This is a genomic window from Yeosuana sp. (genome assembly GCF_057126245.1).
On sequence record NZ_DBNGMQ010000050.1, the window covers coordinates 44,230 to 58,819 of the forward strand.

Here is a 14,590-nt window from a genome sequence, read left to right on the forward strand (position 1 = left end):
ACACACTCAAATTCAGTCTAACAAATAAAAAATAGTAAAAGATGAAACAGATTAATTTTACCTTAAATGGCAAGCCAATATCCTTAGAAGTGCAAGGCCAGGAGTCTTTACTAACGCTAATTCGAATTTACTTAGAACAAACTGGCACCAAATATGGTTGTGGTATTGGTGAATGTGGCGCATGTACAGTATTAATCGATAATGAATCGGTCCGTTCGTGTATGGTACTTGCTGACGATATAGAAGGGAAAGAAATTATATCGATAGAAGGATTGAGTACTGAAGGCGCATTGCACCCACTACAAGAAGCATTTATTTCTCATGATGCCCTGCAATGTGGTTTTTGTACTTCTGGAATGATTATGAATGCCTATGGTTTTCTATTGCAAAACCCAAATCCTAGCCGCGAAAAAATTATAACAGGAATGGAATCCAATTTATGCAGATGTGGGGCTTACAATCGTATTGTGGATGCTATTGAAACAGCAGGAAAATTAATGCCTAAAAAAGTGAAATTATGAAATCAGCGATTAAAAACGAAACTGCATATAGCAGAAGAAGATTTATAAAAAATTTAGGTGGCGGTGTGGTTGTTGTATTTTGTTTGGGTGAAATGTCCTTTAGCTCACTTTTTGCACAAGATGGCCAGCCAGTTGAAGAACTAGATTTTAATGCCTACCTGAGAGTGAAAGAAGATGGTAGAGTAGACTGTTTTACAGGTAAAATTGAAATGGGACAAGGAATTATTACCTCACTGGCACAAGTTGTGGCAGAGGAATTGGAAGTTTCAATTTACGATGTGGATATGATTATGGGCGATACAGAATTATGTCCTTATGATGCAGGTACTTGGGGTTCTCTAACCACACGTTTTACAGATCCGGTATTGAGAGCTGCCGCTGCAGAGGCACGGGAAGTGTTACTAGATCTTGCTGCAGAACATTTTGGCATGAACAAAACGTCTCTAGAGGTCATACAAGGAGTAGTTTCAGTGAAAAATGATTCCTCTAAAAAAATAGCATATGCAGAATTGACCCAAGGCAAAAAGATCGTTCGAAGTTTAACCAAGAAGCCTAAATTAAAAAAAACCACAGATTTTAAGTTAATCGGCAAACCCATCAGGAGTTTGGATGCAGAGGCCAAAGTGACAGGAAAAGCGAAATATTCAGGAGACATCATGTTACCAGGAATGGTACACGCCACTATTGTACGGCCAGAAGTATTTGGTTCTAAAAAAGTAAAAGTTGAAGCTTCAAAATTATCTGATTTCCCAGGCGTTCAGTTAGTGGAAAAAGATAATCTGGTAGCTGTAGTACATAGTGACCCAGAAGTGTCACAACGAGCGGCTGAAAGCGTTAAAATAACTTGGAAGACTCCGATAGCGAAGGCAAATCAAGAAACCATATTTCAATATTTAGAAGATACTATTCAAGATAGCAAAGTATTTGAAAAAGACGGAAGTTTACAATTAGGGAAAGAAGTTTCAACGATTTACAAAGAAGCAACCTACCACGATGGCTATAAAGCACATGCAACTATCGAAACTCATGTGGCTACCTGTTATTTTGAAGGAGATAAAGTCACTATTTGGGCTTCCACACAAAGTCCGTTTGGCACCCGATCTGCTGTCGCAAAAGCGTTGCAAATGCCTTTAGAGAAAGTGCATATCAAGCAAATATTTTTGGGCGGTGGTTTTGGTGGAAAATCAAACAGCCAACAATCTGTTGAGGCGGCTACCATAGCAAAATTGTGCGGTAAGCCCGTGCAATTGGTATGGAGCAGGAAAGAAGAGTTTATGTACGATAATTTCCGTACTGCAGCAGTAGTAAAAGTTACAGGGGGTGCAGATAACATGGGAAAACTTAAAGTTTGGGATTTTGATATTTATTGTGCCGGAACGAGGGGAACCGAATTGTTTTATGCCATTCCAAATAAACGAATAAGGTCTTTCAATCAAGCAGGTGTTCATCCGTTTGGAACGGGCGCTTGGAGGGCCCCTGGAAATAACACGACCACTTTTGCACGGGAATCCCATATTGATGTTGTGGCACATGCAGCCGGAATCAATCCGTTGGATTTCCGATTGAACAATCTGGAAAATAAAAAAATGATTGCAACTTTGGATCTAGCGGCTCAAACGTTTGGTTATGATAAAGGGAAAAAACCGGGACATGGTTATGGTATTGCACTCGGGCAAGATGCAGGGACTTTAGTATCAATGATTGCGGAAGTATTTGTTGATAAGGAAACAGGAAAGGTACAACCTATCAGGATTGTTTGCGCTCAAGATATGGGTCAAGTAGTAAATCCACATGGAGCTACTTTGCAAACCGAAGGCGGTATTACTATGGGTATAGGATATGCTTTATACGAAGAAATTGAGTTTAATGGAGGCGAAATGAACACCACCAATTTTAATCGTTATGAAATTACTAGGTTTTCAAAAACACCAAAAATAGAATGTGTTTTCATCGATAAAATGGATGCCAAAGCACAAGGTGGCGGAGAGCCTGCTATAATTTGTGTAGGTGCAGCCATTGCAAATGCTGTTTTTGATGCTTGTGGCGCCAGAGTAAACCGTATGCCGATTACTCCAGAAAGAGTATTGGCGACCATTTCATAAATTAAAAGGGAACTTGTATTAACACAAGTTCCCTTTTAATTTATTTGAAAATTGTCCACTCATTTTCATGAACTAATTCCCTTTTATCAGTTCCTAAATTTTTCAGGAGTTTTTCAATATATATTCATTTATACTAAACTGTATATAACCCTAGCCTAAAATATATTTTACAAAAGGGCCTCTCTTAAAACACTTATTGGATGCTTTGATATTCTATTAGTACCATCTTTAATTTGATGTCTGCAACTTGTTCCTGCGGCAACAACAATAACGCCATCATGAGCATTTCTCACTTTCGGAAACAGGGTATCTTCGCCTATTTGCATACTTACTTGATAATGTTCCTTTTCATATCCAAAAGAACCTGCCATGCCACAGCAGCCAGAATTTATAATAGTAACATTATAATTCTTTGGGATTGACAGCATTTTAAACGTTGGCTCTATACTACTCAATGCTTTTTGCTGACAATGGCCATGTATTTTCAATACTTGAGTTTTGGTGGTAAATCGATCAGGAACAATCTGTTTATTTTCGAACTCTCTTTTCATAAATTCCTCTATTGTAAAGGTATTGACTGCTATACTTTTTGCGGATTGTTTATCATCTGAAAGTCGCAAATATTCATCCCTAAAGCTTAGAATAGCGGATGGCTCGATACCAACTAAAGGTGCTGTATTTGAAATTTTATCCTTAAAAAAATTGACATTAAAATCAGCTATAATTTTTGCTTTATCTAAAACTCCTTTTGAAATTAAACTTCTGCCACTTTCTTCATGATTGGTAATATTCACTTTGTAACCCAAATCGGTTAAAAGCTCTATACAATCTATACCAATATTCACATCGTAGTAGTTTGTGAATTCATCTATAAATAAGTAAATTTCTCCTTGTGTTATGGGTTTACTAAGAACCCTTTTACTATTGGCTTTATACCAACTATAAAACGATTTATTTGCTAATTTAGGAATGCTTCTTTCAACCGCAACACCTAATATTTTTTTTGTTATTCTCGTATTTAAAACAACATTTGTTACTGAAGGCAACATCATGCCAAATTTGTTTAAGGATGCATTATTGGCGAAAATTTTTGTTCTAAACGGTATTCCATTTTCTTTATAATATTGATGCAAAAATTCAGCTTTTAAAGATGCAATATCAACATTACTAGGGCATTCACTTGCGCAAGCTTTACAACTTAAACATAAATCGAAAACATCATACAACTCTTTATGATTGAATTTATTTTTATCTTCTGAATTCGTTAAAAACTCTCGTAAGGCATTGGCTCGTGCTCGTGTGGTGTCTTTCTCATTTCTAGTAGCCCTGTAACTCGGACACATGGTACCACCCGCATCAGGAAGTTTTCTACAATCCCCCGAACCGTTACATTTTTCAGCAGCTCTAAGAATCCCTAAACTATCTGAAAAATCTTGAATAGTCTCAATTTCTGGTTCCCTTCTATCAACTTTATATCTTAAATTCTCATCCATTGGAAAGGCATCAACAATCTTTCCTTGGTTAAAAATATGATTCGGGTCGAAGGTATTTTTGATGCGTTTTATGAGCGCATAATTTTTTTCTCCAATCATTTTCGGGATAAATTCCGCCCTTACAATACCATCGCCATGCTCACCGCTAAAAGAACCTCCATATTTTTTAACAAGTTCAGCTGTTTTTGAGGTTATTTCTCTAAACAGTACGACATCTTCTTGTTTCTTTAAATTTAGAATTGGCCGCAAGTGTATTTCACCTGCACCTGCATGTGCGTAATAAACGGCATCTTGTCCAAAATCTGACATCATTTTAGAAAACTCCGAAATATAATTTGGCAAGTCCTGCAAATCGACTGCCGTATCTTCGATACATGCAACGGCTTTATCATCGCCTACAATATTTCCCAACAATCCTAGACCCGCTTTTCGAAGTTCGAGTGCTTTATTAATTTCACTATCCGTTAATTTCGGAAATGCATATCCTAAATTGTTGCTTTTTAAATCAGCTATCAAAGCATTTGCTAAAGCATCAGATTCTATGTCTTCATTTGTACAGATTTCAAGCATCAAAATAGCTTTTGGATCGCCTTCAACAAAAAACCTGTTTTTTAATTGTTCTCTATTATTTTTTGTACAATCTAAAATGGTTTTATCCATTAATTCGCAGGTGTACAAATTATGTCGCATCGCTACCACAACAGCTTCCATGCTTTCTTGAATACTGCTAAAATGCGCCGCTACCATAATGCTTTTTGGAGGTGGTAACGTATCTAACTGTAATGTTATTTCGGTTGTAAAGGCCAAAGTTCCTTCGCTTCCTGTTAATAACTTAGCTAAATTTATAGTGCTGTTTGAACCTCCAAATCCTTCATAACGTAATAACTCATCAATAGGATACCCATTATTTCTTCGATGGATATTTTTCTTAGGAAACTCTTTAATTATTTCATCTTTATTTTCTTTATTGGATAGCTCATTAAAAATTGACTTGTAAATATTACCTTCCAATGAAGGTTCTTCTCGCTTCTTGTTGAATTCACTTGTATTCAATTCATTAAAGACAGCCTCGGAACCATCACTTAACATGGTTTTTAATTCCATGACTTTATCACGCGTCACCCCATACTTGATGGATGTTGTGCCTGATGAATTATTGCCAACCATACCACCAATCATACATCGGTTACTGGTAGATGTATTAGGTGCGAAAAATAATCCGTAAGGTTTTAAATAATCATTTAAGGCATCTCTAATAACTCCGGGTTGTATGGTAACGGTTTTATTTTGTTCATTAAAATCTAAAATTTTAGTAAAATATTTTGATATATCGACCACCAAACCATCACCTACACATTGACCCGCTAAGGATGTTCCCGCGGCTCTTGGAATGAGTGTGATTTTATGCTCTTGTGCAAAATGGATGAGTGTTTTTAAATCGTCCTTACTTTTGGGATAAACAACACCCAATGGAATTTTTCTATATACGGAAGCATCGGTAGCATAAATTCTTTTGTGTAAATCATCAAAAAAGACCTCGCCTGAAATTGATTTTGATAATCTTAGCAGCCTTTTATTTCGTTCTAAATCAGACATTAAATATTCATAATTTTTTATACTACAATAGCATTCCTCCGAAAAATAATCAAACTTACTACTGTTAAAAGCGCATTTACAAAAATATTCATAAAACCAAAATCAAATTTAAACCAAATAATAAAGTAATAATTTAAAGCAAAGGTTACAATTGGCATAAGAATACATATATACGGAACTGCCGAATCTTTTACATTTATTTTAGTAAAAATACCAAACATATAAAGCCCTAATAATGGTCCGTAGGTATATCCTGCTACTTTAAATATAGTAGAAATCACATCACCTTTACTTTGAGAAAACAGCATGATTATCATAAAAACAATCACCGAAAACCCAAATAAAACAAGATTTTTTAATCGTTTTTTTTCTTTTGAATTTTTATGCTGAATGTCTAAAAAATCATGGGTAAAAGAAGTTGTTAAAGCCGTTAATGCAGAATCTGCGCTTGAAAAAGACGCTGCTGTTATACCCAAGATAAAACTAATGCTCGCTATAGTCCCAAAATGAGTTAAAGAAAGCATCGGAAATAAATTATCGGTATTAATAAACGTTCCGTTTTCAACATCTAATTGAATGCCAAATTTTTCAGCATACAAATAGAGCATCACTCCTAAACCCAAAAACAAGAATTGCGTGACCGCCAAAATCATACTAAAGGTTAAAATATTTCGTTGCGCCTCTTTTTTATTTTTACAGGTTAATGTTTTTTGCATCATATTCTGGTCTAAACCAATCATGGCTATCGCAATTAAAATACCTGAAATAAATTGTTTAAAAAAATTACTTCCAGAATGCATATCCCAATTAAACACTTTAAAATAGTCATGTTCTGTAACAGATGTTATGGTCTCAGAAAAGCTTAACCCCAGAGAACATTTAACAACATAAATAGATATTATGGCTGCAGCAATTAAGAAAAATGTTTGAAGCGTATCTGTCCACACAATAGTTTTAATACCTGATTTATTGGTATACAACCAGATAAGCGCGAGAATAATAATAACCGTTAAAAAAAATGGAATACGAAAGGCATCAAAGACGGCATACTGTAAGATTTTTGCAGCGAGCAATAAGCGAAGGGCGGCTCCAAATGATTGGGATATTAAGAAAAATAAGGAACCCGTTTTATATGTTTTTATACCAAAACGTGATTCTAAATAGGTATATATTGAAATTAGTTTTAAATCGTAATAAATAGGAAGAAGCACATAGGTTATAAAAACATACCCAACAACATTACCAAAAACAAACTGTAAATAATAAAAATAATTATTGCTTACCATTCCTGGAATTGAAACAAATGTAACACCTGATAATACAGCGCCTATCATTCCAAAAGCAACGACTTGCCAGGGTGATTTTCTGTCGCCTGTATAAAACGATTGGTCACTGGTGTTTTTCGACACAACATGAGATATGAGTAATAATACTCCAAAATAGGATGCTACAATTAGTAAAATTAGTGTTGCGCTCATTTATGTGCTCTCTTTAAACTTTGCTCTAAAGTTATAAATATAGTTTGCATTGATATGCTTTTAATGATTATTTTGATTTCCTCTTTTTTAATAAATCTTAATCTCATTAAGCCTTGATTTGTATTCTGTCATATCTTCAAATGTATCGAGTATTTCTATAGCATCATTATTTTCAATCCAATGTCTTAACTTTTCGGTTCCATTAATAATGTCTATTGGTTTCTGATTATAATTATACTCATAAGGTGGTTGCTTCCATTCAAAATCAGTTCCTAAATAATGGTATAATTCGCGCATTAATAATTGACCAATACGCCAAGGTTGAAAACTTGATTTATCGGTTACATGAATTTGAACGCCTCCACAGACTCGGTTGGCATGCTTTTGGAAGGTTGGTAAAAATGTAATCGGTCTGAATACAAAACCTTCTAATTTTGATTTCTTAACGGCAGCAGATAACTGGTTTTCATAAAATGAAAAGGGTTCAATTTTAGGATGACCAACAATTTCTAAAGATTGCGTGGTTCCGCGACCTTCACTTATTAGTGCGCCTTCAAACAAAACGGTAGCTGGGAATGTAAGTGCACTTTGCATTCTGGGAAGATTCGGTGAAGGCAACAACCAAGGTAACTTTGTATCCTCATAATACATATGTCTGTCCCAATGGCGCATCTGTATAATGTTGAGATTCGCTTGATCGCTTGCCCAATATTTTTGATGCATTAATCCAACTTCTCCCATTGTCATTCCGTGTCTTACTGGAATAGGGTGACGACCTACAAAAGACTCGAATTCTGATTCTAAAATATTCCCTTCAATAGAAATGCCATTTATAGGATTGGGCCTATCCAAGACCACAATTTCAATATCTTTATTACTGCATTTTTCAAGTAAAAGTGTCAACGTATAGATATAAGTGTATATCCTGCATCCAACATCTTGCAAATCGACAAACAAATGGTCTATCCCTTCAAGCATCTCATCAGTAGGAATACGAGTTTCTGAATACAACGAATACACGGGAATCTTAAAATATGGATGAACTATATGATCGGTTTCAACCATATTATCTTGAACATCAGTTGAAAAACCATGTTGAGGACCAAATAGTTTTACAAACCTATCACCAAAAAGAGCTTTGAATGTTAATGCTGCATGAGTATAATTAGAATCAATAGATGCATTATGACATAGCAATGCGACATTACCTTTAAATGTTTTTTTAATTTCTTTGTCTTCAATTAATACATCAAGACCCGTTTTAACCCTCATAGTTTTATTTATATTTTTTTGATTGAATCTTAAATTTTTATAAAAATCTTATTCTTATAAAGCACATAGCATATGAACCAAAAAGCAACTATATGACTTAACGCAAACAATAAGGACCCATTCATATTTCCAGCTAATGGTGAAAATATGTTTTTAAACAGATAACTATATCCATTTAGTTTAACGTCAATATTTTCAGTAGGTATTTTAATTAAGTAAATAATTGTATTCACATAAAGACCAGAAAAAACATAAATAAACAATGGATTTGTTCCAAAATGCACAAATGGTTTCGCCCATTTAGAATATCCTTTAAGATCAATAACAAAAATCAAAAAGGCTAGAAGTAAAATACCTAAACCACCTGTATAAAGCACATAAGAACTGGTCCACAAAGCTTTGTTAATAGGAAACACGAAACCCCAAGCAGCTCCTAAACCAACTAATAAGGTGCCTTGTATTAATAATTTTCTAATTTTTAGTACAGTAGATAATTTAAGACTAATCGTTTCCCCAACCATATAACCTATTATTACCGTCCCTACAGCTGGAATTGTAGACAATAAGCCCTCGGGATCGAAAGGAATTCCAAATCCTTTATACACATGATTTTCTCCGAATATCAACAAATCAAACTGCCTAACAACATTTTCTTCTAATGAATACGGATTTAATTCTGAACCAAAATATAAAAGCGCCCAATAGCCTAATAAAATTCCCCCTAACACAATTAATAGCTTATCTTTTTTTAAGCTTAAACAAAGTAATGATCCAACGCCATAAGCAATTGCTATTCTTTGTAAAACGCCCATTACCCGTACTTCACCAAAATTAAAATATGGATATAAATTTAATATTAAGCCAATAATAAAAATAAGAGCTGTTCTTTTAAGGATTTTAAATAGAGTTATTTTTAACAACTTTGTATCATACTTTTTAAAAGAGAACCAAATAGATACGCCTACGATAAAAAGAAAAAAAGGAAACACCAAATCTGTTGGCGTACAACCGTGCCATTTAGCATGTCTAAGTGGCGCATAAACATAAGACCAACTACCAGGGGTATTAACCAATATCATAAACGAAATGGTAACACCTCTTAAAACGTCTAACGAAATTAACCTTTTTGATGTATTCATCTTTTCATATATTTATGTAATCAAATTTAGATATTTTTTTTGCATTTATCCTTGCCATGTTATAACCAAAAAAATTGAATGCTATAGGTTATGGGTTACCAATGGCTAAACAATTAAAAGAAAAACCTAAAATTATATTTTTAAATATTTCTTTTAAAAGTCTTTAATTAAAAGCTTCAAACTAATATTTGAAACAAAAAACAATTTCGAGACTTATTTTCTCGATAAGAAAAAGCTATATTAAAAAAATTTACAGGGCATAAAAACAGATTGAAATCACAAAAAAACATGTAACTTTAAAGTGATTTTTTATAAACGATTTAAAAAACAATGACCTTAACTAAGTACATCTTTATTTGTTTCTTTGTAATATTCCAGCACCAAGTTTGGTCTCAAAAACAAAATCAATCATACCAATTTATTAATATAAAAGAAGGCATGCCTAAATTAGGTGTATCCACAATTATTCAAGATAATTTTGGATTTATCTGGATAGGGACAAATGGTTCTGGCATCTACAAATATAATGGCATTGATTTCGATGCCTATAAAGCAACTTTAAATGATTCAACTTCTATAAGTAGTAGTTTAGTTTACTGTTCTATAATTGATGAAAACAACAGGCTATGGGTTGGCACGGAAGAAGGTTTGAATCTTTATGATAAAGACAAAGATACATTTACAAAAATCAAAATTTCAGATCTTGAAAATAACAATTTGAACGTTCCAATTTTTGGATTAAAAACAGATGGCAAGGGAAATCTTTTTATTGGAACGTTTGAGCAAGGAATGTTTAAACTAGATTTAAAAACGTTAAAATCTGAAAAAATTGTAAGTCAAAATAAGACAGAAACCTCAGCTATTTCTGTATATAATTTTGTATTAGATAAACATGACGAATTATATGTTACTACCAACAAGGGGCTTAAAAAATATGATTACAACAGTAAAACATTAAAATTAGTAAAGTTTAGCGTTAAAAATGGTTTTACCTCTATTGGATATCCATCTAAAACTATTATCAAAGACAACAATAATATTCTATGGGTAGGGACATTTAATAATGGTTTATTTAGAATAGAAGAAACTGATGAATATAATGAAGTATTTACAGTAGAAAACTTTAATATTTCTAGTAACACTATACTGTCTATGATTTCACTTCCCGACGGTACAATAATGTGTGGTACAGAAAACAATGGGCTTTTTCACTTAGAGCCTAATGGAAACCTAATTAAAAATTATATTCAAAGTAAAACTGATGAAAAAAGTATTTCGTCTAATTCCATTTGGTCTTTATATTTAGATAAAGATGAAAGAATATGGCTAGGTTCCTATAATAAAGGTGTTGTGGTTTATGACAAACTTTTTGACAAATTTAAAAATTTTGAAAGTTTAAATAATAAACCAAATTCTTTACAGACAAGTTCGGTGACCTCTATCACAAAAGATAAAAATGGAAAATTATGGGTTGGGATGGATGGCGGTGGCATTGATATTATTGATGAGAAAACAAACAAATTTACTCACATAAATTCAATGTCAAATAAAGAATACGAAGGTCTCACAAGCGATTATATTATAACTATTTTTATTGATAGCAAAGAGAATGTATGGGCAGGAAGTTGGAATGGAGGTATTTATTTTCTAAAAAAAGGTTCTAAAAAATTTATTAACTATAATACAGAAAATACTAATGGCGAATTAAATTCAAATATTATTGTAAGTTTTGATGAAGATTCTGATGGAACTATTTGGTTTTCTTCTGTAAATGGTGGTTTAAACTCCTTAAACCCTAAAACTCAAAAATTCACACACCACAATCCTGAAACGATAGAAGAATTTCGGTTATCTGATGCTTTTATTTGGAAGGTTTTAGTAGATAAACAAGAAAATATATGGATAGGAACAACCTATGGCTTGTTTAAAATGAAAAAGAATAAAAATGAAACATTTTCAATTGAGTTAATCTCAGACAAAATTTCAAAAGATTTTGCCGGCAACAAGATTCCTGCTTACCATATATTATCTTTATATGAAGGCTCGAACAATACGATATGGATTGGAACAAGAGGTGCGGGACTTTGCCAATATAACCTTAATACAGAAACATATACTTGGTATAATAAATTAAACGGGTTGCAAGAAGAAAATGTTTGCGCCATCATTGAAACATCAGATAATAACATCTGGCTTAGTGGAAATACAGGTCTCACAAAGTTTGATGTTAAAAATCAAAGCTTTACTAATTTCTCAAAGAATGATGGGCTTTTATCTAATGATTTTAATATAAATTCAGTACATAAAGACCAAAGTGGTACGCTATACTTTGGAAATTACCAAGGCATAGATTTCTTTAATCCGAATAAAATAATAAGAAACCAAAATACTACGAACCTTTATCTTTCTAGCTTGAAAATATTTAATGAAAAAATTGAACCTAATAATGACAATTCCCCTCTAAAAAAAGTACTTTCGGAAACAAAAAGTTTAACACTAAATAGTAATCAATCTGTTTTTACTTTGGAGTATGGAGCCATTAATTATACGCGTCCAGAAAAAATTGAATTTGCCTATTTCCTAGAGGGCTATGAAAACGATTGGAACTATGTTGGTAAAAAAAGAAGTGCCACGTATACCAATTTAGATCCGGGAAAGTATACTTTTAAACTTAAAGCGGCCAATAATGATGGATTATGGAATAATGAACCATTAAATCTAGAAATCACCGTATTACCGCCTTGGTGGAAAACAAATTGGACTATTGGTGCTTATATGGTTCTTTTTCTATTTGGTGTCTATTTACTCAACTACTATACTCAAAAAAGATTAAAAGAAAAAGCTGAACTAAGAAATGAAAGGATAAAAAGACTGCAGGTAGATGAACTGAATGAAAAGAAAATTCAATTCTTTACAAATATTTCACATGAATTTAGAACACCACTCACGCTAATTATTAATCCACTAGAAGATATTATTAATGACAATACCCTAAAGCTTCCTGAACGAATTAAAGAAAAGCACAAGGTTATTTATAAAAACACAAACAGACTTTACAGACTAATCAATGAACTTTTAGACTTTAGAAAGTTAGAAATAAATAAAGTTAAAATTAGAGCTAAAGAATTGAATTTAATTAATATAACTAATGATGTTATTAGTCATTTTAAAGAAGAAGCCCATGTAAAAAATATACATTTAAACGTTGATTATGATATAAACGATATTTTAATCTGGGCAGATGAACAAATGTTAGAGAAAATTATCTTTAATATCCTGTCAAATGCATTTAAAGTCACCCCAGAAAATGGTAGTATTAATATTGACTTATTCTCAAAAGAGAGCTTAGTACTCTTACCTCTTGTTAATAAAGACAATCCTGTTAAAGTGATTGAAATCGTAATATCAGACACAGGTCCTGGAATGGCTAAAGAAGAAACTCAACGAATTTTTGAACGCTTTTATCAAGTTGAAAATTTAAACAAAACCTATTATGGAGGTACAGGAATTGGCTTAGAGGTTGTTCAAAATTTTGTTGAACTACATAAAGGAAAAATAGAAGTTGAAAGCAAAGAAGGCAAAGGCACAAGTTTTAGAATTTTACTTCCAGCAGGAAAAGAACATTTTCATGAAAATGAAATAATAATAAACAAACCAGAAGATTCTGTTGCTAATGAAGAACTCAATAGTATACCTCAAAATACTCAATACAATAAAGAAAAAAGCACTGTTTCGCATACCCTGCTTATCGTTGAAGATAATAGTGAACTTAAAAATTACTTAAAAAATGAACTCAAAGATGAATATAAAATACTAACAGCAAAAAATGGATTAGAAGGATTAAAGTTAGCACAAGAATTTCTACCAAACGTAATTATGACAGATATCATTATGCCCGAAATGGACGGATATACATTTTGTAAGCATATCAAAGCAGACATGAGGACAAGTCATATTCCACTGCTAATGCTTACAGCTAAAGCTAGAATAGAAAATAGAATGGAAGGTATTGAAATAGGTGCTGATGCTTATATGGTAAAACCTTTTGACATGAGACTTTTAAAACTGCGTCTTTCACAATTAATAACTAGCAGACAACTCATTTTTAATAAATATTTTAGTTTAATTTCAGATGTACCTAATAACGTTATTACAACATCCATTGATAAAGAATTTATTGAAAAAGTCTTGAATTATATTAATAAACATTTGGGTGATGCAGATTTAAATGTTGAATCACTTGCAACTGAATTAAATTTAAGTAGAAGTCAGTTTTACAGAAAAATTAAAGCGCTTACTAATCAAACAGCCAATGAATTTTTAAGAAATATAAGGTTACAGAAAGCCAAACAAATGATTGAAATGGGCAACAATAATATTTCTGAAGTATGTTATGATGTTGGATTTTCGTCACCTTCATATTTTGCCAAATGCTTTAAAAATCATTTTGGAATATTACCTACAGAAGTTAAAAGCAACCAGTAAATATTTGCTTATTTCTCGTACTATATTATTTCCAATAAGAATTAATTTCTATCTCATAAATGTGTCAACTTGAATCCGATTATCAATTTTAAAACAATTATACCAAACAAACTTCTCTTAAAAATCAATTTGTAGATAATAGCATAAATGTTGCATTAAATATCTCAAATGTTGCAAATACAAGTTTTTACAAACGTTTGCATCATTACTTCTACTTTGTGCTGAATTCCTTCTATTATTTAGTTAATATAAATTTAACATTTGTTTAACTCTATATGAAGTAATGAGTAAAGTCCATATTAAAACAAGACAAATATTAGAAATACTATTGATAGTCGCCATTTTAGGGCTATTAGTATTTCTTATTCTATTTATACTATAACTCAATAAAAACTAATTTTAAACTCAAAACAAAAGACGCTTATGATTTAAAACTCACAAATAAAATGCAAAACATTTATTTGGCAATTAAAAATTAATGCATTTAAAAACCTTTTCAATTGC

7 protein-coding genes are annotated in these 14,590 nt (G+C 32.3%); 3 read left to right on the forward strand and 4 right to left on the reverse strand.

Annotation, left to right across the window (positions count from 1 at the left end; all coding sequences use genetic code 11):
• Positions 1–41: 41 nt before the first annotated feature.
• Positions 42–521: a (2Fe-2S)-binding protein gene (locus AC15TD_RS05655; RefSeq protein WP_484451160.1), complete on the forward strand. Its 480-nt coding sequence runs from the start codon at positions 42–44 to the stop codon at positions 519–521.
• Positions 518–2,623 (forward strand): xanthine dehydrogenase family protein molybdopterin-binding subunit, encoded by a 2,106-nt coding sequence (locus tag AC15TD_RS05660; RefSeq protein ID WP_484451161.1) that lies wholly within the window; start codon positions 518–520, stop codon positions 2,621–2,623. Before AC15TD_RS05655 ends, AC15TD_RS05660 begins: the two co-directional genes overlap by 4 nt.
• Positions 2,624–2,790: 167 nt before the next feature.
• Here AC15TD_RS05660 and AC15TD_RS05665 read toward each other — a convergent pair whose 3' ends face one another.
• From AC15TD_RS05665 to AC15TD_RS05680, 4 genes are all read right to left on the reverse strand, one after another.
• Entirely contained in the window at positions 2,791–5,712 is a 2,922-nt protein-coding gene (locus tag AC15TD_RS05665; RefSeq protein ID WP_484451162.1) for an FAD-binding and (Fe-S)-binding domain-containing protein, read from the reverse strand.
• A 17-nt stretch (positions 5,713–5,729) separates the two neighbouring features.
• Complete coding sequence (locus AC15TD_RS05670; protein ID WP_484451163.1) at positions 5,730–7,190, reverse strand: sodium:solute symporter; 1,461 nt, start codon at positions 7,188–7,190, stop codon at positions 5,730–5,732.
• A gap of 87 nt (positions 7,191–7,277) precedes the next feature.
• Positions 7,278–8,462 (reverse strand): exo-beta-N-acetylmuramidase NamZ family protein, encoded by a 1,185-nt coding sequence (locus AC15TD_RS05675; protein WP_484451164.1) that lies wholly within the window; start codon positions 8,460–8,462, stop codon positions 7,278–7,280.
• A gap of 29 nt (positions 8,463–8,491) precedes the next feature.
• Positions 8,492–9,601 carry an acyltransferase family protein gene (locus tag AC15TD_RS05680; RefSeq protein WP_484451165.1) on the reverse strand — a complete coding sequence of 370 codons (1,110 nt, stop codon included), beginning with the start codon at positions 9,599–9,601 and terminating at the stop codon, positions 8,492–8,494.
• A gap of 330 nt (positions 9,602–9,931) precedes the next feature.
• Between AC15TD_RS05680 and AC15TD_RS05685 the strand changes: the two genes are divergently transcribed.
• Positions 9,932–14,086, forward strand: a complete 4,155-nt coding sequence (locus AC15TD_RS05685) for a hybrid sensor histidine kinase/response regulator (protein ID WP_484451166.1) — start codon at positions 9,932–9,934, stop codon at positions 14,084–14,086.
• Positions 14,087–14,590: the final 504 nt, after the last annotated feature.

What these genes read in the sequence shown, in the direction of transcription:
- AC15TD_RS05670 (WP_484451163.1), bottom strand. Translation starts at nt 7,190, where the DNA reads ATGAGCGCAACACTAATTTTACTAATTGTAGCATCCTATTTTGGAGTA.
- AC15TD_RS05660 (WP_484451161.1), top strand. Translation starts at nt 518, where the DNA reads ATGAAATCAGCGATTAAAAACGAAACTGCATATAGCAGAAGAAGATTT.
- AC15TD_RS05685 (WP_484451166.1), top strand. Translation starts at nt 9,932, where the DNA reads ATGACCTTAACTAAGTACATCTTTATTTGTTTCTTTGTAATATTCCAG.
- AC15TD_RS05665 (WP_484451162.1), bottom strand. Translation starts at nt 5,712, where the DNA reads ATGTCTGATTTAGAACGAAATAAAAGGCTGCTAAGATTATCAAAATCA.
- AC15TD_RS05680 (WP_484451165.1), bottom strand. Translation starts at nt 9,601, where the DNA reads ATGAATACATCAAAAAGGTTAATTTCGTTAGACGTTTTAAGAGGTGTT.
- AC15TD_RS05675 (WP_484451164.1), bottom strand. Translation starts at nt 8,462, where the DNA reads ATGAGGGTTAAAACGGGTCTTGATGTATTAATTGAAGACAAAGAAATT.
- AC15TD_RS05655 (WP_484451160.1), top strand. Translation starts at nt 42, where the DNA reads ATGAAACAGATTAATTTTACCTTAAATGGCAAGCCAATATCCTTAGAA.